We start from the raw sequence: 22,715 nt of genomic DNA on the forward strand, positions 1-22,715 counted from the left end.
ATGACAGCGAAGGGTCTGCATGGGGGTATGACATCCGCGCATGCCCTGGCAAGCGATGAACGGACTTTCTGCATGCAACGACAAGGCCCGGCGTGAGCCGGGCCTGCGGGAATCGACGGTCTGGCTGTCAGCGGGTCACTGCAACCGGGCGAGTTCCTCGTTCAGGGCATCCAGGGTTCGGTCGACCTGCTGTTCGGTGTGTTCGCAGGAGAGGAAGAAGCGCAGGCGGGCGCTCTTTTCGGGCACGGCGGGGTGCAGGATCGGCTGGACGTTGATGCCGCGCTCGAACAAGGTATGGGAAAGCGCGGCGGCGTGTGCCGAACTGCCGATGATGACCGGCACCACGGCGGCGCCGATGCTGTCGCCGGTATCCAGTCCCAGGCCGCGGGCCTGCTCCAGGAAATAGCGTGAAATGGCCTGGAGCCGATGGGTGCGCTGCGGTTCCTCGCGCATCAGTTCCAGCACCTTGAGCGAAGGGGCCGCGACCTGGGCGGGCATGCCGACGCTGTAGAGAAAGCCCGGCGCCAGGTGGCGCAGGGTGTCCACCAGGGGCTGGCAGCCGGCGATGTAACCGCCGCAACCGGCCAGCGTCTTGCTCATGGTGCCCATCCAGATGTCCACCGCTTCGGGCGGTACCTCGAAGTGCTCGCGCAGCCCGAGCCCGTGCTCGCCCAGCACGCCGAAGGAGTGCGCCTCGTCGACCATCAGCCAGGCCTGGTGGCGACGCTTGATCTCGACGAAGCGCGGCAGGTCGGGCAGGTCGCCGTCCATGCTGTAGAGCCCCTCGATGACGATCACGACACGCTCGAACTGGGCGCGGTGGCGGCGCAACAGGTCTTCCAGGGCATCGGCGTCGTTGTGCGCGAAGCCCATGCGCCGGGCGCCCGAGAGCTGGGCGCCGACCAGCGCGCTGTTGTGGATGTACTCGTCGTGGAGGATCAGGTCGCCGGGCCCCAGCAGATAGCCCAGAGTGGAGACATTGGTGGCATGGCCGCTGACGAAGACCACGGCATCGTCGACCTGGTAGGTGTCGGCGATGGCGCGCTCGAGTTCGCCATGAATGGGGCGCTCACCGGAGACGATGCGACTGGCCGACACCGAACTGCCGTAGTGCTGCACGGCATCGATGGCGGCCTGATTGACCCGCGGGTCGCCGGAGAAACCCAGGTAGTTGTAGCTGGCGAAATTGATGACGTCCCGGTCGTCGATACGACTGGTGGCGCCGGCGTTGCCCTGGTGGCAGCGGAAGAAGGGGTCCGTCAGGCCGAGGCGCCGGGCCGCCTCGCGCATCATGGTCAGTTGCTGATAGCCGGGATGGGCGTCGAAGCGGGTCAGCCGCTCCGACACCTGGCCGGCGGAGGCCCCGGGGGCACTGTCGCGATCCGGCGCAGGACGCGAACGCTTGCGCTTACGCGCCCCGTCGAGGAGTTGACGCTTGAGATCGTGGCGAGACGTGTCCTGACTCATCGGGCGGATGCCTCCTGTGCGACCTCAGGCACGGCCTCGGTGCCGTGGCGGGCGGCCAGCGAAGCCAGTTCGGCATCGTCGTCGGCTTCCTCATCGTCGCCGCGCGTCAGGCGCTCGATCAACACGCCGCTGAGCTTGTCGAGGGTCGAGGCCTCGCTGAGCACCATGACCGGCACGCGAACGCCGAGGCGGGATTCGATGGCGGTCATCAGTTCCACGCCCATCAGCGAGTCGAAGCCCATGTCATAGACCGAGCGGTGTACGTCGATCTTGTCTTCCTCCACCAGCAGGATGCTGGCGAGTTCCGACTTGAGCAGCTCGGTGACGGTGGCGTGGAGCTCCTCGGGCGACAGCTCGTCGAGCAGGCGGGCCAGGTCCTGGTCGGCATCGTCCTGCTGGCCTTCGTCGCCGGCGGTACGGGCGATCTCGGAGAAGCGCGGCGTCTCGGCGGTGGGCAGCGAGCGAGCCAACGCCGACCAGTCCAGCTCCAGCACGCCGAGGCTCGGGCTGGGGGCGGCGAGCATGCGACCCAGCACCTCGAGGGCGTCGTCGGCACGCAGTGCCGAGCCGCCGAGGCGCTCCTGCAGGGCGTCGCGGGTGCGGGTGTTGCGGGCCAGGAAGCCGGCGTCCTCGATGGCGCCCCAGCGTACGCAGGTAGCCGGCAGTCCCGCGGCGCGGCGGCTGGCCGCCAGGGCTTCGAGCCAGTGGTTGGCGGCCACGTAGCTGGCCTGGCCGGGGTTGCCGAACAGGGTGGTCGCCGAGGAGTAGAGCACGAAGAAATCCAGCTCGTCGTTCCGGGTCAGCGCATCCAGGTGGCGGGCGCCTTCGATTTTCGGCGTCAGTACCCGGGCGATGCGCTCGTCGTCGAGATTGCGGATCAGACCATCCTCGATCACCGCTGCGGCATGGATGATGCCCTTGAGCGGTGGATGTTCGGCGCGGCAGCGTTCGAGCAGTGCGGCCAGGGCGTCGCGATCGGCAACGTCACAGGCGGCGGCCTCGACCGTCACGCCCATGGCTTCGAGCCTGGCGATGCCTTCGTCGGCCTCCGGTGAGGCGGCGCCGCGTCGACCGACCAGCACCAGGTGGCGGGCACCGCGTTCGGCCAGCCATTGGGCGCTGCGCAGGCCGAAGCCGCCGAGGCCGCCGGTGACCAGATAGGTGGCATCGGCCGGCAGCTCCGGCGCGGCAAGCATCTCGGTTTCCGTGGCCTCGGCGCGCAGGGGCTGGTCCTGGGTGACCACCACCTTGCCGATCTGGCGGGCCTGTTGCATGTAGCGGAAGGCCTCGACCACCTGGCGATTGCCGAAGGCGGTGTAGGGCAGCGGTGTGAAGGTGCCGTCCTCGAACAGCGCCATCATCTCGCTGAACAGCGACTGGGTGAGTTCCGGGCACGCCTTCATCAACTGGTCGGAGTCGATGCCGAAATAGCTGAGGTTGTTGCGGAAGGGCCGCAGGCCGATGTGGGTGTTCTCGTAGAAGTCGCGCTTGCCGAGTTCCAGGAAGCGGCCGAAGGGACGCAGCACGCGCAGGTTCTGGTTGATCGCTTCGCCGGCCAGGGAGTTGAGCACCACATCGACGCCGCGCCCATTGGTGTCGGCGAGGATCTCCTCGGCGAAGGTCAGCGAACGCGAGTCATAGAGGCGCTCGATGCCGCTGAGGCGCAGGAAGTCGCCTTTTTCCTCGGCACCCACGGTGGCGTGGATCTCGGCACCCAGCCAGCGCGCCACCTGGATGGCGGCGAGCCCGACGCCGCCGGCGGCACCGTGGATCAGCACGTGCTCGCCGGGTGACAGGCGGGCCAGATGCTTCAGCGCGTAGTAGACGGTGAAGAAGGTCGTCGGGATCGTCGCCGCGGCGGCGAAGTCGATGTTGTCGGGCAGCGGGGCGATGGCGTGCTGGCTGGCGATCAGCCGGTCGCTGAAGCTGGCCGGGCCGAAGCCGAGCACTGCGTCGCCCGGCGCGACGCCTTCGACGCCGGGGCCGAGCCGTTTGACCACGCCGGCGAATTCCAGACCGAGGGTCGGGCCGGCGAAGCCGTTCTCGATGGCCTCGTCGGAGAGCAGTCCCAGGGTGTACATGACATCGCGGAAGTTGAGGCCGGTGGCCTCGACGCGAATCTCCACCTCGCCCTCGCCGGGTTCCGGCAGGGCGGTCGGCTGCCAGGCCAGGTGGCGCAATTGGCCGGGCAGCGGGAAGCCGAGTGTCATGGCGTTGCGCGGCGCTTCCGGCGCAGCCGTCGAGGTGCCTGGCGCGGGCAGGATGCGCAGTCGGGTGGCGAAACGGGTGCCGTGGGCGTCGATGGCCACTTCGGTCTCGTCGTCGGGCGCGGCGAGTTCTGCGCCCAGCGCCTCGAAGGCGCTCTCCTCAAGATCGCCGCCGGGCAAGTCGAGCAGACGGACCCGGAAACCCTGGGCTTCGTTGGCCAGGGAACGGCCGAAGCCCCAAAGGGCGGCGTCGTCGCTGGCGCCCGGGCGGCTCGCCGGCTCTGAGGCATCGCCCCAGATGGCGGCCACGTCGCGGGTGACCAGCCACAGGTTCGGTGCCGCGTCGTGGCCTTCGGCGCTGGCTTCGACGAGGCTCGCCCAGCGTGCCGCCTGCTGGCAGCGCTCGAGGCCGGTGTCGCGCAGGTCGACGATGTGCGTGGCCCGCGCCGCGGCGCTTTCGTCACCGAGTGCGGCGCGATGGCCGCGGCGTTCCAGGTCGGCGGCGAGGCGTTCGGCGAGCGCCTGGTTCGCGCCATCGGCGACCAGCAGGTAGTCGGCCGGGGAGGCGGTGACGTCTTCGCTGGCGTCGAGAGTGTCGGGAAGACGGGCATGGACGAGATAAGCGCCAGCGTCGTCTTCCAGGGGCAATGGTTGAACCTGCTCGGCACCGAGGCGGGTGAGCAGCTCGGTGACATCATCGAGCTCGCAGGCAGCGGGAGCAGCGTGCTCGTCATCGAGGCCGGGCGTGACCAGCAGGGTGTCGAGCCAGGCGGAGGGCGCGACGCCAAGTAGCAGGACTCGGGCACCGGGCGCCAGCCGTTGCGGCAGCGCCTCGATCAGGCGGCGGCTGAGGTCGCGGTTGGTGACATCCAGCGAGACCAGGGCCAGTTGGGCCTGTCCCGTTGCGCCCTGCGGCGGTTGTTCGGCCGGCGCTTCCAGTGACTCCACCTCGATCAGCGGCTGGCGTTCGCGCAGTTGCTCGGCGTGTTGCCAGGCAAGCTCGCCGGCGGTCAGGATGCGGTAGTCGCAGCGATCGGGATCGACCAGGTCGGCGAGCCGCTCGCCCAGTGCCGGGGCGCTGACACCGGCCTCGAGCAGGGTCAGGCGCTGCCCCTCGGCCAGGTGCGCCAGGGTGTCGGCCAATGCCTCGCCGAGGGGCGTGGCGATGGCCCGCCAGCCGTCGTGACCGATCAACTGGCGATTGAGGCGCGTCAGGCGGTCGCGGTCGAGGCCGATGTCGCCGGCATCGCGATGGCCGGCCAGCAGGTCGCGCAGGTTGAGGCCGAAGCGACCGAGCCGGTGGATGGGACCGATATGGCCCGGATAATCCTGGGCCAGCAGTCGCCAGATGGTGGTGGCGTCGATCTCGTCGTCGCCCGCGACTCGCGTCCAGCCATTCTCGCCGCGCTCGAGACGACCGGCGTCCTCGAGCAGGCGCAGCAACTGGTCCAGCAGGGGGCGGGCCTGAGGATGGGCGTCGGCGAGTGCCTGATAGCGGGAGTGGCCGAGTACGCCGTCATGCAGTTCGTCGTCCAGCGCCTCGGCGGCGAAGGCCTCGGCCAGCCGGTCGAGCAAGGGCGCGACCTCGCTGGCATAGCGCTGCCCGGTGGCCTCGACGTAGCCGTCGACCAGTCGGGGCATGGCGGCCTCGAGCGCGGTGAGATCCGCCGGTTGCCGATTCCATGGGCGCGGCGCCGGCGTCAGGCGCACATCGAGATGGCTCAGTGACTGCTTGGCGGACTGGGTCAGGCGTACTGCCTTGAAGCGGGTCTCGCTGACCACCGCCACGGCCCGGCCCTGTTCGTCGAAGAGCTCGAAGTCGGCAGTGAAGGAGTAGGGCGCACGCTTGAGCAGGCGGGCCCGGGCCAGGGTCGGGCGTCCGGCTTCCGGCGTCCACTGGATGCGCCCGACGCGAACCGGTACGAAGGCCATGCCGCGCGCTTCCAGGCCGTCGCGGGCCAGCAGCGGCAGGAACAGCTGGAAGGCGCTGTCGAGGATGCCGGGGTGCAGGTGCTGCAGTGCCAGTTGTTCCTCGATGGCTGGCGTGGGGCGTACACGGCCGATGACGCTGTCGCCCTCGACCCAGGCACGGTCGATGGCCTGGAAGGCCGGGCCGTAGTCCAGCCCCAGACGACTGGCCATGGCCAGGTGCTCGTCCAGTTCCAGGTCCGGCGCTCGCTCGGGCAGGGCCGGCGCAGCGTGCTCCAGCAACAGGCCACGGCTCTGGGCCATGATGCGGGCGGTGGCGTGCAGTTGCCATTCCACGCCGACGGCCGGTTCCCGCGAGTGGATGGTGACGCGGCCGTCCTCGGGGGCGATGGCCAGCCGGGTGAGCCGGCCGTGCTGCCCATCGAGCATCATCGGGGCCTGGATCTCGAGTTCTTCGACGTCGAGCGGCGTGGCTTCGCGCCAGCGCGCGGCGGCGGCCAGGGCCAGTTCGATGAAGCCGGCGCCGGGGAAGATGGCGGCGTCGCCCACCACATGGTCGGCCAGCCAGGGCTGGCGGCCGGTGTCGAGCTGGCTTTCCCAGGTCAGGGTGTGCTGCGCCAGGCGGTAGCCCAGCAGGGGATGCTCGTAGTGGCGCGACAGCAGTCCCAGGGCTTCCGAGGTGGTCGGCATCCAGTGGGGCTCGCGCTGCCAGGGATAGCGGGGCAGTTCGGCGAGGCACCCGGTCACCGGGAACCAGTGGTCGATGTCGGTCTCGAGCCCGGAGAGCAGCGTCTGGCCGATGGCACGGTCGAGACAGACCGGCCCCGGCACGTCGCGTTCCAGGGTGCCGATGACCAGGCCGTCGAGCTCCGCCTCGCGCAGCGCTTCGCTCAGGTAGCGCTTGAGGATCGGGTGGGCGCCGATCTCGACCAGCACGTTAGTGCCGTCGGCGGTGATCGTTCGGGCGGCGTCGTCGAAGCGCACGGGCTGGCGGATGTTGTGCCACCAGTAGTCGGCGTCGAGCCGTTCGCCGTCGAGCTCCTCGCCGGTCACCGTCGAGATGTAGGGAATGCGTGCCTGCCGGGGATGCAGCCCAGCCAGCGCGGCGATCAGGTCATCGCGGATGGGGTCCATGGCCGGGCTGTGGAAGGCGTAGTCCAGCGGTAGGCGCTTGGCGAAGTGGCGTTGGCCGCTCAGCTCGGCTTCCAGCCGGCTCAGCGCCTCGGCGGGGCCGGCCAGGGTCACACCCTGGGCGCTGTTGGTGCCGGCCAGATGGATGTCGCAGTACTCGGGGCGTTCCAGATAGGCGGCGATGGCCTCGGCGCCGAGGCCCACGGCGGTCATCTCGCCCTGCCCACGGGTCAGCCCCTGGAAGTGGCTGCGCAGGTGGATCACGCGTACAGCGTCTTCCAGCGACAGGGCGCCGCAGGCCCAGGCGGCGGCCACTTCACCGACGCTGTGGCCGGTGACGGCGATGGGCTCGATACCCTGGGCGGCGAGCATCCGGGTGATGCCGACCTGCAAGGCGAACAGCGCCGGTTGGGCGATCTCGGTGTGCACGAAGCGCTCGCTGCCGTTGTCGCCTGCGAGTTCGGCGCGCAGCGAGAAGTCGGCGTGACGCTGGAAGAGGGCGTCGACCTCGTCGATGGCGGCGGCGAAGACCTTGGAGTCGGCGAGCAGGTCGCGGCCCATGGTTTCCCACTGGCAGCCGTTGCCGGCGTAGACGAAGGCGGGGCCCTGGGCGGCGTCGAGACGTCGACCCTGGATCACCGGGCGTTTGCCTGGGTTCCGCTCGGGGTCGGCGAAGGCGGCCAGGCGCTCGGCGGCGTCCTGCTTGTCGGCGGCGAACAGCAGGGCGCCATCGGTATGGTGATCGCGGCGCTGGTAGAGCGTGTCGGCGACATCGTAGAGGGCGGTGTCGGTATCGCGCAGCCAATCGGCCAGTCGGCCGGCCATGGCCCGCAGGGCAGGCTCGCTGCGTGCGGAGAGCTTCAGCGGCAATGGCTCGTCGGAGACCGGGGGAGAGGCCGGCGAAGGCGTCTCGGGCGGGCTCTCGAGGATGACATGGGCATTGGCGCCGCCGAAGCCGAAGGAGTTGACGCCGATGATCAGGCGGCCTTCCTGCTTCAGCGGGCGAGCCTGGGTGACGACCTCAAGATTCCAGTCGTCGAATTGAATCTTCGGGTTGAGGCGACGGATGCCGATGGTCGCCGGCACTTCGCGGTGACGCAGGCTGTAGAGCGCCTTGGCCAGACCGGCGATACCCGAGGCGGTTTCCAGGTGACCGAGGTTGCTCTTCACCGAGCCGATGGGCAACGGCGACTGCCGGCGCTTGGCCAGTGCCTCGCCGATGGCTCGGGTCTCGATGGGGTCGCCGACGGCGGTGCCGGTGCCATGGGCCTCGAGATAGTCGATCTCGTTCGGGTCGATGCCGGCCCGCTCGTAGACCTGGCGCATCAGGGCGACCTGGGCCTCGGTATTGGGGACGGTGAGCCCTTGCTTGTGACCGTCGGTATTGACGGTCGAGCCGGCGACCACGGCGAGGATGGTGTCTCCGTCGGCCACGGCCTGGTCATAGTCCTTGAGCAGGAACATGCCGGCGCCTTCCGAGCGCACATAGCCGTCGCCGTCGGCATCGAACACCCGGCAGCGCCCCGAGGGCGAGAGCATGCTGGCCTTGGAGAAGATGACGAAGCCATAAGGGTGCAGGTGCAGGCTGATACCGCCGGCCAGCGCCATGCTCGTCTCGCCGGCACGGATCGCCTGGCACGCCTGGTGGAAGGCGACCATCGACGATGAGCAGGCGGTGTCCACCGACATGCTGGGGCCGTGCAGGTCGAACAGGTAGGAGAGCCGGTTCGAGGCGATGCTCGAGGTGTTGCCGGTGGCGGTGGAGGCGTCGATGGCCGCCATGTCCCCGGTGTAGCGGTACGAATAGTCCAGCGCCGCGACGCCCAGGAAGACGCCGCACTGGCTGCCGCGTAGCTGCGAGGGCGGTATGCCGGCGCTTTCCATGCTCTCCCAGGTCAATTCCAGGAGCATGCGCTGCTGGGGGTCCATGTTCGCCGCTTCGCGGGGCGAGATGCCGAAGAAGTCGGCGTCGAAGCCACTGATGTCGCCCAGGCTGCCGGCGGCGAAGGTCACGCTGGTGCCGGGGTTGCGCTTGTCGGGGTGCTGGAAGACCTCATGGCTCCAACGGTCGGCCGCGACCTGGGTCACCAGGTCCTTTTCGGCTCGCAGGTCCTGCCAGAAGTCTTCCGGGGTGGTTCCCGGCATCCGGTGGGCGACACCGATGATGGCCACGCGTCTTGTCATGCTTGCTCCCGATGATCCTGGTTGCTGCCGTCATGGGCGTGCTGCGCCTGATCGATGACGGCTTGCCATATCCGTTGACTCAATTGTTCTGCCGCAAGCGGCGTAAACGCCTGGGGCCGGCTTCCCCGACCGTGGCTCGACCACAACAGATAGGGCGTGTCACCGTCCGGTTCGCCATAATGCCGATAGACCTCGGGCATGATCGGCACATGGTCGCCATACCAGCACAGTAGCCCGCCCCGGGGCGTCGCCTCCAGTTGCCGACGCAGGCAGGCGGCCATGCGATCGGCATTGCGCAGGTGGGCCAGATAGCTGGCCAGCTCCCCGCAGTCGTCCGGCAAGGGTGGCGCGTCCGCGCTCAGCAGGTCGCGGGCCGCGTCCTCCGCCCGGTCGTCGAATTGCAGCGGGCCGTGATTCTCCATGGTGATCACGAACACGAACAGCGGCTCATTATCCGGTTCATTGAGCAGACTGCCAACCTTGTCGGCCAGTGCCAGGTCACCGACGTACTGGCCACAGTAGTCGGCGGCCGTGAAGGCGCGTATGTCGATGAAGTCGTCGAAACCGAGCTGCGGCATGACCTGGTCGCGCTGATAGAAGCTCGCGGCATAGGGATGCAGGCAGACGGTTCGATAGCCGAGTCGTTTCAGTTCGCCGGCCAGGCTCGGCACGCGGTGGCGCGCCAACTGGTGATAAGGGTTGAAGCGATGAACGCCCAGAGTGTCTCGGTCGAGGCCGGTCAGTACGGCCGTTTCGGTGCGTACCGTGTTGGCGCCCCAGGCCGGCACCCTGAGGCTGCCGTGCATCAACGATGTTTCGGTCAGGGCATCCAGGTTCGCCAGCAGGTCGTCACGCAGGCCGCCGTGCCAGGGGCGAGGGTCGAAGAAGGATTCGCTCTGCACGACGACCAGATGGGGCAGGCGCTCCCTGGAAGGGGCCGGCTCGGGAGCGGGCGTGTAGGGCGAGTCGCTTGCCTCGAGGGGGTGTCGTGCCAGCAGGCCGTAGGCCCAGAGTGCGCTGATCAGCCCGAGTCGATGGGTGTCGTCGACGGGATCGAGTCGGCAGGCCGGCAGGCAGCGGAGTCCGACGACCAGAGGCAGGGCCGACAGCGCGATGACGAGGAGCGTTCCGATGAGGAAGTCGAAGGTGCCATGACGGGACAGCAGTGACGGCTCGAGGACCATGAAGCCGACGATGGTCGCCAGGCCGGCGAGGCTGGCGCCGATGGCCAGCCCGATGCCGAAGAAGGGAATGTACAGGCGCGGGTGACGGATGGCGTCGAGAAAGTACTCGAAGTCCTGGCACAGGAAGGGTTCGCGCAGGGTCTTCGACTTGGCGTTGCTGGATTGCACCACGACGAGCTGCAGGGCGAGGAAGAGCACCATCGCGAACCAGGGGCGCTGCAGCACCAGCGTGAAGCATCCATAGAGCACGCCCCAGCTGCCCAGGTGGACGGCCAGGGTCGCCACCGGGCGACGCCAGGGTGGCGCGGTGGTCGGTCGCAAGGCGGCCTCGGCGATGAAGCTGCCGAGCAGGCCCAGGCACCAGGGCAACAGTAGCGCCCGCGTCATGAAGGCCTCCCGTAACCCATCAGGCCGAGCAGGCGCTGGGAAAGCGCGGCCGGCAGTACCGCCAGGCTCCAGCACCCCAGGTTGAGCGGAAAGGGGAAGCTGACGCGCGCCCGGTTGCGCTCGATGCCCCTGGCGATATGGCGGGCGGCACGCGTGGGGTCGATTTCCCAGGGCTTGGGGCCGGGCATGGACTCGCACATCGGCGAGCTGACATAACCGGGCATGACCACGGTCACGCCCACGCCGCGCGGTGCCAGCCAGCCGCGCAGGGCTTCGCCGTAGGCTTTGATGCCGGCCTTGCTGGCGCTGTAGCTGGGCGTCAGCGGCAGGCCGTGCCAGGCGGCCAGGGAACTGAGAAAGACGATCCGGCCATGGCCGCGCTCGGCCATGCGCGGCGCCAGTCGCTCGGCCATGGCCATGGGCGTGCGTAGATTGATGGCCAGCAGTTGGCTGGTGGCCGACCAGTCTTCCATCTCCCGCCCCGGTTCGGCATGGGTATTCTGGCCGGCGTTGGCGATGACCACGTCGGGCAGCGTCAGTTGTTCCAGCCAGTCGCTCAGGGCAACGTCATCGGTCAGGTCCACCCGGCTTGTCTCGACCTCGGCACCAGCCTGTCGGCACTCGTCGGCCAGGGCGTCGAGTGGTTCCCGGCGGCGACCGTGGAGGATCAGGCGCACGCCGGGCGAGGCGTAATGCCTGGCCAGGGCGCTGCCGATGGCGCCGGTGGCACCAGTGATCAACAAGCTGCGGGGTGCGGTCATAGCAGGGCCTCGAGCGGAGAAATGGTGGCTTCGAGCCTGGCCGCGACGTTGTCGATGGCGAGCTCGATGCCGGTGTCGCAGTAATAGCCTCCGTTGAGTTGCACGGTGTGCATGACCGTACGATGAAAACAGCGGAACAGTTCCTCGTCGGGCGGTTGCCCATGGTGCCAGAAGTCGTTCAGCCCGCCGTCGAACGTCAGGCCGTCGAGCCGGTAGATCGGCTGGCTCAGGGCGATGGTCGGACAACGATGTTCCAACGCCACGATACCCGAGGTGCTGTTGACCGTCACGGTACCGGTGGCGGCCTTGAACAATGCGTTGAGATCGCCGGACTCGAGATAGACGACGCGTCCGGCGATGTCATAGCGCTTCTCGAGGCGTGCAATGAGGCCGGCGTAGTCGATGAGGCCCATGTCCAGCGGGTGGTTCTTGATGCACAGCAGGCTGTCCGACGGCGCATGGCGGGCGAAGGAGGCCATGGTGTACTCGATCACTTCCGGCATGTCGGCGAAAGCCGAGTGATTGCGGATCTGGGCATCGCCATTGAGCTGCAGGGGCAGCACGAAATAGGGCTGCTTGCCTTCGGCCAGGGCGCGAATGCGTTCGGCATCGTGCGGCTTCCACCAGTGCAACTGGGTGAAGCGCTTGATATAGCCGGCGTATTCGACGGGCGCAGTGACCGGCGCATGGTTGCGATAGCGGGGAAACAGCGCGGGATTGGCGAGCCCGGCCAGATGGTAGAGCACATCGTGGGTGGCGCGGCGCTTGAACGATGTCTGGAAACGCTTGGCCGGCGGAGGATCGGGCAGTTGGCGGCCGACCTCCAGATACCAGTCGGCCTCCTGGGGCAGCAGCGAATAACCGTTGACGCCTTCGCGCTCCAGGGTGATCCAGTGGGGGCGGAAGTAGCCCTCTTCGAGTACCTGGTTGCGAATGCCCACCTTCCTGGCGGCCTTGGCGGCGGCCAGGTGAATGGGGCGCTGGTCGCCGAACAGCAACTGGTCGGTGGTGCCATGCCGCTCCCAGAGATCGGCCAGGAAATCCGGGAGTTCCTCCAGCTTGCCGCGAAAGGCATGACTCGGGCCGGCGTGGCGCGACCAGTAGGCGATGTCGCCACCGGCGAAATGGACCTTGGCGACATGATGGCCATCGGCCCTCAGTCGCTTCGCCAGGCGGGGGAAGAATGGCGAGCAGACACCCTGGAGGAACAAGAATGAGCGTTTCGGCGAATTCACGTTAATGCTTTCCGATGAAGATATTGCGATACCAGCGATACAGGTGCGTTCGCCACGCGGGTTGATGATGGTCGGCTCGGCGCTGTTCCAGCAGGGCCACGACGGTTTCGGCGTTGCAGAGTCGTCGACTGCCCGGATCGACATACAACGGGTAGAGGATCAGGGTGGCCGCGACCAGGGCGTCCAGTTCGAGAGACCGGCGACGTCTCGGGCAGGCATGACGATCCTCGGTCAGCCCCCAGCCCGCATAGAACGGCATGCCGTAGGTGACGACACGACGTCCCCGGAGCAATGCCTCGAATCCCGCCAAGGAGCACATGGTATGGACCTCGTCGACCATGTCCAGCAAATCGACGATATCGACGTCGCCGACCTCGAGGTCGTAGAGCCGTTCGTCGCCCGGGCTCAGGGCGCCGACCCGGGCACCAGTCGTCACGTCGGGATGCGGCTTGTAGAGGATGCGGGCCTCGGGATTGGCCTGGCGCACGGCGGCAAGCAGATCGCCGTTGGTGCGAATGTCGAAGGTGCCGTGGGCTATGGAGGCGTCGGTTTCCACCTGGCCGGGTACCAGTAGCAGGCGACCACCCTCGGGGCGCTGGAGGCGGCGTGCACCGGGGACGTTGTACTTGGAGAGTCGCAGCGCGACCAGCCGCTCGCGCAGTCGGGCGGCACGCTGCAATAGAGCGGGCGGGAAGCTGGCCTCGTTGAGGGTGCGTTCCAGTTCGCTTTCGCGGTTGGCGTCGTAATGGATGCCGAGTGAATCGACGACCAGGGAGAGCGGGCGGGCCAGGTCGACGCCCAGGCCGATGGAGCGCAGAAAGCCATCCTCCATGCGCCATAGGACATGGTCCCGCTCGCGACACCGCTGCTCGGCGGCGCTGTCCAGTTGCGATGCCCAGCACAGCAGGCGCTCGCCGCGTTCGGCGCCTTCCGGGGGCTTGTTATGGCGCAGGTGACGAATGGCGGTGCCATCGCCCAGAAAGTCGCCGACGAAACCGCGCTTCCATGACGACAGCCCGTAGGTGACCCAGCGCCCCGCCAGACGGCGCTGCTGGCGAGTCTGGTCGCCGATCAGCTCCAGGGTCTGCTCGAAGTCGCCGGCCTGGCCGGTGTAGGGGTTGGCGTAGCGGGCATAGCCGAAATAGGCCGCCGCAAAGACCTGTGCCAGCGAGCGGGGGACGCCGCGCCGCGGGCAGTGCCGGCGGTCGTCGGTAAGCCCCCAGCCGGCATAGAAGGGCACGCCGTGGCAGACGACGCGCTTGTCGGCCAGCAGGGCTTCGAAGCCCAACTGGCTGCTGACCACATGCACGCAATGCACCGCATCGAGCAGCGACCAGGGGCTCAGGGTCTCGCCGATCAGGCGGCAGCCGGGGAGCTGGCCGGCCGCCAGGAGATGCCCCTCTTTCTTGCCGGCGATGACGTCGGGATGGACCTTGACCAGGATCTCCGACTCGGGGTGCTCGGCTCGGGCGCTCTCCAGCATCCGCTGGAAGTCGTCGGCTTCGGCCAGGCCGCCGGGGATCGAGGCATCGCCGGCAGTCTGGTCGACGACCAGCACGCGCGGCCGGTCGTCGTCGAACAGCGGGCGATCCGGAGCATGGTTGTACTTGGAGAGCCGCAGTTCGCGCAGCTGTTGCATGCCGCTTCTGGCACGCGCGAGCTCCGCCTCGGACGTGTGCTCGGCGGCCAGGATCAGGTTTTCCAGTGCCGAGGGCCGGCTGGCGTCGTAATAGATGCCCAGCGGGTCGACGACGAGGCTATGGGGCGGGTGCCCCTCCACGCCAAGCCCCCATGAGCGCAAAAAGCCATCTTCGATGGCGATATAGGGCAGCCGATGGCGATCGGCATGCTCGCGGGCCTTGCGTGTGCTGGGCTTGAGGCCCCATCCGGCCACGGCGCCGGCATGACGCGCGCGTGGAGAACCGAGATGACAGAGCCGTTGGAACTCGGGCAGACAGGCGCGCAGCGTGGGCAGGGCGAGCATGCGCCGGGTCGCGACGGCGAGGGTTCCTGAGGCTGTCGTGGCCAAAAAGACAATCCTTTGTAGCTTGGGCGTTATTCGATGCTTGACCTTTTCGCGTTGTGCATCCGCTGCACCGTGATCGATCTCGCTGCCTGGAGTGGGCAATCTCCCTATCGCTTGTGGCTCCCGGCCGGCAATCTTCGTCGCGGTCCGGCTGACCGGGGCCGAGAATGCCATTTGCCATGAATATTGCATGCCAGCACGGCAGATCCTGCCTGCCCGGCAGCATGTGAACGTGTATGAACACGGCCAAAATGGCCAGTGTATCAGGCCGATAGCGATTTGGCTCGACGTCCTAGGTGAACAAGAGTGGATTTACCGGAGTTCTTGAAGGGGTGTCGGGGGAGTGGTATAAATCTGTTTTGATAATCGTTATCATTAGCAAAAGGGATCTTGTCTCATGAATGCTCGGGGGAAGTCCCCATCCACGCCTGAACGCCGCGAAGAGGATGCCAAGGCCATCGATAGCGAGACCCTGCTGGGGCGGGATGGCCGCTTGATCATCCATCACGAAGGGCGGCGTTATGTCCTGAGGCGGACGCGGTTGGGCAAGCTGATCCTGACGGCTTGAGTGAACGAGACCCGAAGCTCGCGCCCTTCATTCTCAACAATGCCAGCCAGGTGCGGTGCCACCGCTCCCAGCCAGCCATCCGAACCACGGAAACTGTCCGGGAGCCCTGGCATATGAAATCCAGCCATTCCCTCGCCACTGCCATGGTGTGGAGCCTGCCTCTTCTTGCCACCCAGCTTGTGACTCAGGCCGCCATGGCCGAGTCGAGCGAAAACGCCTCGGCGGAGGAACTGAGCTCGATGACCGTCACCGGCACGCGTCTGCCCGGTGACCCATTCCGCGCACCCCTTATCCTGGATGTCATCGAGCGGGACGATCCGGCGCTTTCCACGGCATCGAGCGTTGAAGATGTGCTCTCTCGGCAGCCCGGATTGCATATTGCAGGGAGCGGACGCCGCAATGGCCAGACCCTGAGCCTGCGCGGCTTCGACTCCAACGGGGTGCAGGTTCGTCTCGACGGTGTCCGTCAGGACATCGGCACCGGCCATCTCGGCACCTTCTATATCGATCCCTGGCTGATACGCGAGGTCCAGATCGCCCGAGGGGCCCTGTCGAGCCTGTATGGAAGCAATGCCATGGGTGGGGTGGTGAGCTTCGAGACGGTGGAGGCGACGGATCTGCTGCAGCCGGGCGAACGGGGTGGCATGCGGCTGTCGCTGGGTGGGAGCACGGCCCGCGACGAGCTGGGCGGTGCCTTCAGTGCCTTCGGCAGGCAGGACACGGCCAAGGGTCGTGTCGACGGCCTGCTGTCCGTGGGACGTCGCGAATCGGGCGACATTCGGCGTGCCGGCGGACAGCAAGCGCCGGAGGATGCCGAACTCGATAGTCTGCTGTTCAAGGGCGGTTGGGAGCCCGATGAGCGGAACCGGCTCTTCGCCCAGTGGCAGCGCTATGACGAGACGGCCACGCAACCGGCCAATCCGCAGCAGCTCGGTGACGAGGGCGAGCATCGGCGACGCCAGGTGACCAGCGACAACGTGCAGCTGGGCCACCGCTGGCGTCCCGCCAACGCCAGCGAGGTGACCTCGCGGCTGAGTCTCAGCCGGCAGGAGATCGACGAGAGCGAGGCCAATCGCACCCTGGAGCGCTGGGGGCTGCAGAGCGATGGTTATCACCGTATCGAGCATGGCTGGCTGACCCAGACCCTGGTGTTCGGCGCTGAGGTGGATCGTGCCAGCCAGCGTCCCGGCGGTGGGGCGTCGGGCTTCCCCGATGCCGATATCGATACCCAGGCCCTGTATCTCGAGGACACCCTGACGGCGGGTCGTCATCTTGCCGAGGGCGGCCTCGGTGTCTTCGATCTGGGACTGGGCGCGCGTTATGACCGCTACGATGCCGAGGGCGCCGACGGGCGCAGCACCGAGGAGACGCAATGGTCGCCGAGGCTACGCCTGTCCTGGCGCCCCGCTCAGGGGCTGATGGTCTACAGCGGCTATGCCGAAGCCTTCCGCGCGCCGAGTCTTTCCGAACTTTACGCCGATGAACGTCATTTTGCCGGCTTCTGCCCCGCGCCGGGATTCTGCTTTCCCGACAACTATTGGGTGCCCAACCCCGACCTGAAGCCGGAAACCAGTCGCACCTGGGAGAGTGGCTTCGCCTGGGAGCGGGGGGACTGGAAACTGCGTGCCAGCTATTTCGATACCCGTGCCGATGACTTCATCGACAGTGAAGTGGATATCGCTGCCGGCACGACACAAGCCGTTAACGTCCAGCGTGCCAGACTCTGGGGCTTCGATGCCCGGCTGGCCTGGGAGCCCGAGGCGTGGCCCGAATTCCGGGCCATCGCCGGACTCTCCGAGGTGTCGGGCAAGGATCGCGACAGCGGTGAGTCGCTGGGCAGCGAGACGCCTCTGGAAGCCACGCTGGGCGCCGACCTGGACCTGCTCGACCAGGCGCTCACGCTGGGTTGGAGAGGGCGCTTCGCCGACTCATACGAGCGGCCGGACGACGAGGGCAGCCTGCCCGGTTACGGCCTGCACGATCTGCAACTGGCCTGGCGGGTCACGCCGGCCTTCAGCACGTCGCTGCGCCTGAGCAATCTCGGCGACAAGGTTTGGTACCGGCCCAGTGGCGCACTCGGTGACGGGCGCAGCCTGTTTGCTTCCTTCAATTTGCAGTGGTGAAAGCGGAGGTCACGATCATGAACATTTCTCGAATCTCCAGCACGGCGCGCCGCCGCGCCATCCTCGATGCCTTCGATGCGGTGCGTGAAACGTCGCCGACCCAACCCGTCGAGCGCATCGCGCGGCGCCTGGACATCAGCGAGGGCGAGCTTCAGGCGGCGCGCCTCGGTCGCGACACCTGGACGCTGTCGCTGGCGCCTCGCGAACTGGCCAGGCGTTTCGAGGCGCTCGGCCAGGTCGAGGCCCGGACCCGTTCGACGGCGGCGACCCTGATCCAGCGCGGGCGTTATCCGCGCCTGGCCGGCGGCGATGCGGCCGGCTTGCTGCTGGCACCGGGCGGGCTGGACCTGCGATTGCTGTTCTCCCATTGGCACTGGGCATGCCTGGTGCGGGAGCGGCCGCGTTGCGGCTCGGTGGACTGGCGTGTGCAGGTCTTCGATCAGCACGGGCGCGCATTGCATAGTTGCCGGGCCTTGGACACGGCACTCAGCGAAGGCTGGACGGCCCTGTTCGAGGTGGCCACCGAGGATGAACCGGCCTTTACCCAGGAAATGCCGCGGCCGACCAGGGCCCTGTCCGATATCGAGGGGCTGGCCGAGGAATGGCAGGCCATGCGCGATGTGCACCAGTTCTTCACCTTGCTGCGTCGCCATGGCCTGGAACGTCACGAGGCCAATGCCCTGATGGAGGGTCGCTTCACCGAGGCGCTGGCACCGACGGCGGTGGAGAACGTGCTGCGGCGGGCCAGTGAGCAACGCCTGCCGCTGATGTGCTTCGTCGCGAGCCCGGGCTGCGTGCAGATTCGCACCGGTGACGTGCCGCTGCCCAGATGGTGCGACGGCCGCCTGACGCTGTCCGATCCGAGTTTTGCGTTGCGTCTCGATGACGACGCCATCGCGCGCGTATGGCGGGTGCACAAGCCCAATGCCGATGGTGGGGTGACCAGCCTCGAGGCCTTCGACGATCAGGGTCGGCTGATTCTGCAGCTCTATGCCGAGCGCCGCGAAGGGCAGGCGGAGCGTGCCGAATGGCGGCGCCTGCTGGAGGCCTTTCCGCGCTGGGAGGCGGTGGCATGACAACGCTACTTGGCTGGCGGGCCTGCCTCATGGGGCTGTTGTTGTGCATGACGCTGCCGGCACTGGCCGACGATGAGCGCTGGGTGGTGCTGGGTGGCGACATTGCCGAGACAGTGGCGGCGCTCGGCGCGGTCGATCGCCTGGTCGGTCGGGACGACACCAGCCTGTACCCCGAGGCGGTGGCAAGCTTGCCCACCGTGGGCTATCTGCGGCGCCTCTCGGCGGAGAGCGTGTTGTCGCTGAAGCCGGACCGCATCCTGGCCAGCGACGACGCCGGGCCGGCGGAGACCCTCGAGCAGCTCGAGGCCGCCGGGGTAACGGTCGAAGTGATCGATAGCCCCGACAGGCTGGCATCGATTCCCGACAAGGTCCGCTCCGTCGCCGAGACGCTGGGCCTCGAAGCGCAGGGGCGTGAACTGGTCGAGTCGCTGCGTGATGAACTCGATGCCCTGGCGACATTGCCCGAACGTCCGAGCCTGCGGGCCATGTTCATTCTCAGCCATGGCGGCATGACGCCGATGGTGGCCGGCCGGCACACCGCGGCTCAGGAGATGCTGGAAACGCTGGGGCTCGACAACGCCTTTGCGGCGATGGAGGGCTACAAGCCGGTCGGTGCCGAAGCGCTGGCCCGCCAGTCGCCCGAGGTGGTGTTGATATCGCGCCGCGGGCTGGAGGCCCTGGGCGGCGAAGAGGCGCTGTGGGCGATGCCGGGGCTCGACATGACGCCGGCCGGACGCGACGAGAGACTGCTGGTGGTCGACGATCAGGGGCTGCTCGGATTCGGGCCGCGTACGCCTGCGCTGCTGCTGGACCTGCGTGAGCGTCTCGACGCCTTGCTGATGGAGGATGACAGCGCCCTGGTCGAACAGGAGGTGCCGCCATGGACATGAGCCTGCCGCGTATCGGGGCAGGCGAAGGGTCGCGGCGTCGCCTCTCGCGTCGGTTCGGCGTGCTGGGTGGCTTGTCGCTGGCCTTGCTGCTGGCCCTGGCCTGGGCCGCTGCCTCCGGTTCGCTCGGTGTCTCGCCGGTCGAGTTCGTGGCGGGCGAGATGACAGCGATGGATTGGCAGGTCTGGTGGCAGTTGCGCCTGCCACGCTTGCTGCTGGGTGTGTTGGTCGGCGCGATGCTGGCAGGCAGCGGTGCCGCCATGCAGGGGCTGTTCCGCAATCCACTGGCCGACCCGACCCTGCTGGGCCTGGCCAGCGGCGCCGGACTGTGTGTGGCGGTCTGGGTAGTGTTGTTCCCCGGCAGTGACGCCTTCGGGCTCTATGGCCAGTTCGTGGCCGGTTTCCTGGGGGCGCTCGGCGTCTGCCTGCTGGTCTTCGGGCTGGCGCGCCGGCGTTCGGGCAACGGTGCCGTGCTCACCTTGCTGCTGGCGGGCTTGGCGATCAATACCCTGGCCGGTGCCGGTGGTGGCCTGCTGGCCTTCCTGGCCAGTGACGAACAGCTCCGGCAGCTCAGCCTGTGGGGCATGGGCAGCCTGGCGCATTCGCTGTGGGGCGCGACCCTGGTGGCACTGGTGCTGGTGCCGCCGGCGCTGATCGCGCTGCTGTACCGGGCTCGGGATCTCGATCTGCTGCAGCTCGGCGAGGCGACGGCCCATGCCGCGGGGCTGGATGGCCAGAGGCTGCGGCGCCGTGTGGTGATGGCGACGTCATTGGGTGTCGGTGTCTGTGTGGCGGTGAGCGGCATCATCGGCTTTCTCGGCCTGCTGGTACCGCATTGCCTGCGCTTGTGGCTGGGACCGGGGCATCGCCTGTTGCTGCCGGCCTCCATGTTGGGTGGTGCCTTGCTGCTGGTGGTGGCCGATGGCCTGGCCCGCATGCTGGCGATGCCGGCGGAAATGCCCGTGGGACTGCTGACAAGCCTGCTGGGCGGTCCTTATTTCCTGTACCTGCTGCTGCGGAGGCAGGGATGCTGAGCCTTCATCACGCAGGCCTGATCGATGCGCCCAGCCTTTCGCCGTTGCACGGCGAGGTGACGCCGGGCGAGGTGCTGGCCATCGTCGGTCCCAACGGAGCCGGCAAGACGACACTGCTGACGATGCTGTCCGGGTTTCGCCAGTCGCAACTGGGGTCGATCACCCTGGATGGCTGGTCCCTGGACGCCTGGACACCGGCGGCATTGGCTGGGCGTCGGGCGCTGGTCGCCCAGTTCGAACCGGCGGGATTCGACTGGCGGGTACGCGACCTGGTGGTGCTGAGCGGCGATCCGGGGGAGGCGGCGGTCGCGGAGATAATGGGGCAACTGGAGATCGCCTGCCTGGCCGAGCGGGGCGTGTCGAGCCTTTCCGGTGGGGAGCGTCAGCGCGTCATGGTGGCCAGGGCGCTGTGTCAGTTGGCCGCGGCACGTCGCGACCATGATCGGGATGGTGGCCTGTTGTTGCTGGACGAACCGACCAGCGCCCTGGATCTCGGTCAGCAGCAACGCATGATGCGCCTGTTGCGGCGGCTGGCGGTGGAACGCCGCATGGCAGTGGTCTGTGTACTGCATGATCTCAACCTGGCCGCGACCTATGCCGATCGGGTCTGGCTGATGGCGGCGGGCAAGCGAGTGGCGCATGGCACGCCGCGTCAGGTGCTCGAGACCGAGCGCCTGGCCCTGACCTATCGCGCCGATCTGATGGCGCTGGACCGGGAGGGTGAGTCTCCCTGGTTGGCCTTGAGGCCTTAAAGCCTTCAACGGATATGTCACAGAAGTGGTGAGGCTGGCATACTGAGCCTTCATGGAAGGGGCGTGGCCGACGTTACAATTGGTTTCTCTCAAGGCTGGCCAGGGGAGGTCGTTGACGTGTCCATCTCGCGTATACTGTGGTGCCTTTTGCTTGTTGCCATCGTGGTGCAGGCATTGAGTGGCTGCTCGCCCATTCCGGATGCGCCAGGGCCGATCGGCATTCCAGGCTTGTGATCTGCGGGGAAACAGGAAGCAGTTAACCGTCACCATCATGGAGTCGATGACATGACAAGGCAGGCGTCCAGCACCGGCGCGTCGTTATCGAGACTTTTCGTTGGCCGTCTGATCAAGCTGACGGGCAATGTCTTCAAGTTGCTGAGCTATCCATTCCATTGGGTGCTGCCCGACAAGCGCTTCACCCTGCCGTCGCATGCCGCGCCCCTGATCCGGCCGCGTCGGCCGTCGGCCATACCGAGAACCCTGTGGCAGACGAACTTCACCGATCGAGTGACGCTGCCCGTCTATCTGAACTATCTCTGCAATCGCCTGATGGCGCCGACCTTCGAATATCGTTTCGTCTCGACCCAGGGGCGCGCCGATTTCATCGAGGCGAACTATCCGGCCGAGGTGTCGCGGAGCTATTCGCGATTGCAGATCGGTGCCGCCCAGGCGGATTTCTGGCGGGTGCTGGTGCTGCATGCCCATGGTGGTGTCTACATGGACATCGATGCCCATCTGATCTGGCCGCTGGAGCGGATCCTGGGGACCGAGCGGGAAGCCCTGTTCGTTCGCTCCCGAAAGGGCGGGCTGACCAATTACTTCATTGCCAGTCGGCCTGGTCTGGCCGAAATACAGGCAGTGTGCGAGGCCATCGGTAACAATATCGCCGAGAACCGCCAGTGTGGCGTCTTCGACATGACCGGGCCCGGTGTGTTCGATGAGGTGATCGACGTCGACTCGGTGGAGAGCGAGTCCTATCGTTTCCTCTGCCTGCAGGGCAGCTTCACCAATGAACGCTTCCAGTACGTCGACAAGCCCCAGGGCAAGTGGACGCAGGAGCAGAAGTCCATCGGGGTGCTGCGCCGGGAGGACGACGAGACGCCAGAGGCCGCCGAGAGGCGCTGAGATCGTACAGTGAGCGGCGCGCCGGTCGCTCCTGCCAGGGGAACGGGCGCGTCGAGTGGATCATCGCCTCATTAGCGTTCCAGATCGATCGTCTGGATGCGCCAGTGCCGTGCCTGCTCGCTGCATCCCGGCACATCGTTGCAGCGCTTCAGCGTCATCGTTCCTTCATGCGAGAACGGTTCGCCGCGGCGCGTGCCCGACACCCGGATTGGAACCTCGGCGTACAGCGTGCCTGCGGCGCCTTCCGTCCGGGCATCTCCTGTCGCCTCTCCATCGAAGGCCTGATAGGCGAGCATGGATTTCTCGAAGAGATCGGGCCCGCCCTCGTGGGTCGAACTCGCCGGCGCCCACATGGCGTAGGCCTGGTCGAAGTCTCCGGCCTCGAGCCGTTGAAAGTAACGCCGGGCGACCGACACCGGGTCATATGCCGAAGTGTCGGCACGGGTATCGGTCGCGGCGGTTGGCGCTGGCTGCCGCTCCGGCGTTGTCGTCTCCGGGGCGCAGGCGACGAGCGATCCGCATAGCGGGAGCAGGACAAAGGTCAGCAGCCTCGTTTTCCGGGAGGGGCGGTGCATCGGCGTCTCCTGTCGCGGGAATGGCGTTGGCAATCTGAGGCAGCGTAGCACCAGACCGGGCTTG

General features: G+C 67.4%; 14 protein-coding genes. 7 read left to right on the forward strand and 7 right to left on the reverse strand.

The features are described from left to right. Positions 1–135: 135 nt before the first annotated feature. Genes HELO_RS07740 through HELO_RS19340 form a run of 6 tightly spaced genes read right to left on the reverse strand, consistent with a single transcriptional unit; the run spans position 136 to position 14,514 of the window. Positions 136–1,467 carry an aminotransferase class I/II-fold pyridoxal phosphate-dependent enzyme gene (locus tag HELO_RS07740; RefSeq protein WP_013332163.1) on the reverse strand — a complete coding sequence of 444 codons (1,332 nt, stop codon included), beginning with the start codon at positions 1,465–1,467 and terminating at the stop codon, positions 136–138. After that, a complete protein-coding gene (locus HELO_RS07745) occupies positions 1,464–8,918 on the reverse strand; it encodes a type I polyketide synthase (protein ID WP_041602002.1) in 7,455 nt (2,484 codons plus the stop codon). Before HELO_RS07745 ends, HELO_RS07740 begins: the two co-directional genes overlap by 4 nt. Further along, positions 8,915–10,489: an LTA synthase family protein gene (locus HELO_RS07750; protein WP_013332164.1), complete on the reverse strand. Its 1,575-nt coding sequence runs from the start codon at positions 10,487–10,489 to the stop codon at positions 8,915–8,917. The genes HELO_RS07745 and HELO_RS07750 overlap by 4 nt, the downstream gene beginning before the upstream one ends. Beyond that, positions 10,486–11,250 carry an SDR family NAD(P)-dependent oxidoreductase gene (locus HELO_RS07755; protein ID WP_013332165.1) on the reverse strand — a complete coding sequence of 255 codons (765 nt, stop codon included), beginning with the start codon at positions 11,248–11,250 and terminating at the stop codon, positions 10,486–10,488. The genes HELO_RS07750 and HELO_RS07755 overlap by 4 nt, the downstream gene beginning before the upstream one ends. After that, positions 11,247–12,485 carry a capsule biosynthesis protein gene (locus tag HELO_RS07760; RefSeq protein WP_041602003.1) on the reverse strand — a complete coding sequence of 413 codons (1,239 nt, stop codon included), beginning with the start codon at positions 12,483–12,485 and terminating at the stop codon, positions 11,247–11,249. Before HELO_RS07760 ends, HELO_RS07755 begins: the two co-directional genes overlap by 4 nt. 1 nt (position 12,486) lies before the next feature. Further along, positions 12,487–14,514 (reverse strand): capsular polysaccharide biosynthesis protein, encoded by a 2,028-nt coding sequence (locus HELO_RS19340; RefSeq protein ID WP_041602004.1) that lies wholly within the window; start codon positions 14,512–14,514, stop codon positions 12,487–12,489. Between the two features lie 394 nt (positions 14,515–14,908). Here HELO_RS19340 and hemP point away from each other — a divergent pair, with 394 nt between their 5' ends. The 7 genes from hemP to HELO_RS07800 all read left to right on the forward strand — a co-directional run bounded on the left by hemP (position 14,909) and on the right by HELO_RS07800 (position 22,076). Continuing rightward, complete coding sequence (gene hemP, locus HELO_RS07770) at positions 14,909–15,079, forward strand: hemin uptake protein HemP (protein WP_013332168.1); 171 nt, start codon at positions 14,909–14,911, stop codon at positions 15,077–15,079. Positions 15,080–15,192: 113 nt separating this feature from the next. Further along, a complete protein-coding gene (locus HELO_RS07775) occupies positions 15,193–17,202 on the forward strand; it encodes a TonB-dependent receptor domain-containing protein (RefSeq protein ID WP_013332169.1) in 2,010 nt (669 codons plus the stop codon). Between the two features lie 17 nt (positions 17,203–17,219). Further along, on the forward strand, positions 17,220–18,278 hold the full coding sequence (locus HELO_RS07780; protein ID WP_013332170.1) for a heme degradation protein: 1,059 nt from the start codon (positions 17,220–17,222) through the stop codon (positions 18,276–18,278). Then, positions 18,275–19,168: a heme/hemin ABC transporter substrate-binding protein gene (locus HELO_RS07785; RefSeq protein WP_013332171.1), complete on the forward strand. Its 894-nt coding sequence runs from the start codon at positions 18,275–18,277 to the stop codon at positions 19,166–19,168. The genes HELO_RS07780 and HELO_RS07785 overlap by 4 nt, the downstream gene beginning before the upstream one ends. After that, positions 19,159–20,199 (forward strand): FecCD family ABC transporter permease, encoded by a 1,041-nt coding sequence (locus HELO_RS07790; RefSeq protein ID WP_232519627.1) that lies wholly within the window; start codon positions 19,159–19,161, stop codon positions 20,197–20,199. The genes HELO_RS07785 and HELO_RS07790 overlap by 10 nt, the downstream gene beginning before the upstream one ends. Next, positions 20,193–20,951: an ATP-binding cassette domain-containing protein gene (locus tag HELO_RS07795; protein WP_013332173.1), complete on the forward strand. Its 759-nt coding sequence runs from the start codon at positions 20,193–20,195 to the stop codon at positions 20,949–20,951. The genes HELO_RS07790 and HELO_RS07795 overlap by 7 nt, the downstream gene beginning before the upstream one ends. Before the next feature lie 285 nt (positions 20,952–21,236). Further along, on the forward strand, positions 21,237–22,076 hold the full coding sequence (locus HELO_RS07800; RefSeq protein ID WP_013332174.1) for a glycosyltransferase family 32 protein: 840 nt from the start codon (positions 21,237–21,239) through the stop codon (positions 22,074–22,076). Between the two features lie 71 nt (positions 22,077–22,147). On the opposite strand, the gene HELO_RS19135 is transcribed toward HELO_RS07800, so the two are convergent. Continuing rightward, on the reverse strand, positions 22,148–22,651 hold the full coding sequence (locus HELO_RS19135) for a hypothetical protein (RefSeq protein WP_013332175.1): 504 nt from the start codon (positions 22,649–22,651) through the stop codon (positions 22,148–22,150). Positions 22,652–22,715 lie beyond the last annotated feature (64 nt).

This window comes from Halomonas elongata DSM 2581 (assembly GCF_000196875.2).
Classification (GTDB): Bacteria; Pseudomonadota; Gammaproteobacteria; order Pseudomonadales; family Halomonadaceae; genus Halomonas; species Halomonas elongata.

Excerpts from the sequence above, each read along its gene's own strand:
- HELO_RS07740 (WP_013332163.1), bottom strand. The coding sequence starts at position 1,467 with ATGAGTCAGGACACGTCTCGCCACGATCTCAAGCGTCAACTCCTCGAC.
- HELO_RS07745 (WP_041602002.1), bottom strand. The coding sequence starts at position 8,918 with ATGACAAGACGCGTGGCCATCATCGGTGTCGCCCACCGGATGCCGGGA.
- HELO_RS07750 (WP_013332164.1), bottom strand. The coding sequence starts at position 10,489 with ATGACGCGGGCGCTACTGTTGCCCTGGTGCCTGGGCCTGCTCGGCAGC.
- HELO_RS07755 (WP_013332165.1), bottom strand. The coding sequence starts at position 11,250 with ATGACCGCACCCCGCAGCTTGTTGATCACTGGTGCCACCGGCGCCATC.
- hemP (WP_013332168.1), top strand. The coding sequence starts at position 14,909 with ATGAATGCTCGGGGGAAGTCCCCATCCACGCCTGAACGCCGCGAAGAG.
- HELO_RS07775 (WP_013332169.1), top strand. The coding sequence starts at position 15,193 with ATGAAATCCAGCCATTCCCTCGCCACTGCCATGGTGTGGAGCCTGCCT.
- HELO_RS07780 (WP_013332170.1), top strand. The coding sequence starts at position 17,220 with ATGAACATTTCTCGAATCTCCAGCACGGCGCGCCGCCGCGCCATCCTC.
- HELO_RS07785 (WP_013332171.1), top strand. The coding sequence starts at position 18,275 with ATGACAACGCTACTTGGCTGGCGGGCCTGCCTCATGGGGCTGTTGTTG.
- HELO_RS07790 (WP_232519627.1), top strand. The coding sequence starts at position 19,159 with ATGGACATGAGCCTGCCGCGTATCGGGGCAGGCGAAGGGTCGCGGCGT.
- HELO_RS07795 (WP_013332173.1), top strand. The coding sequence starts at position 20,193 with ATGCTGAGCCTTCATCACGCAGGCCTGATCGATGCGCCCAGCCTTTCG.
- HELO_RS07800 (WP_013332174.1), top strand. The coding sequence starts at position 21,237 with ATGACAAGGCAGGCGTCCAGCACCGGCGCGTCGTTATCGAGACTTTTC.
- HELO_RS19135 (WP_013332175.1), bottom strand. The coding sequence starts at position 22,651 with ATGCACCGCCCCTCCCGGAAAACGAGGCTGCTGACCTTTGTCCTGCTC.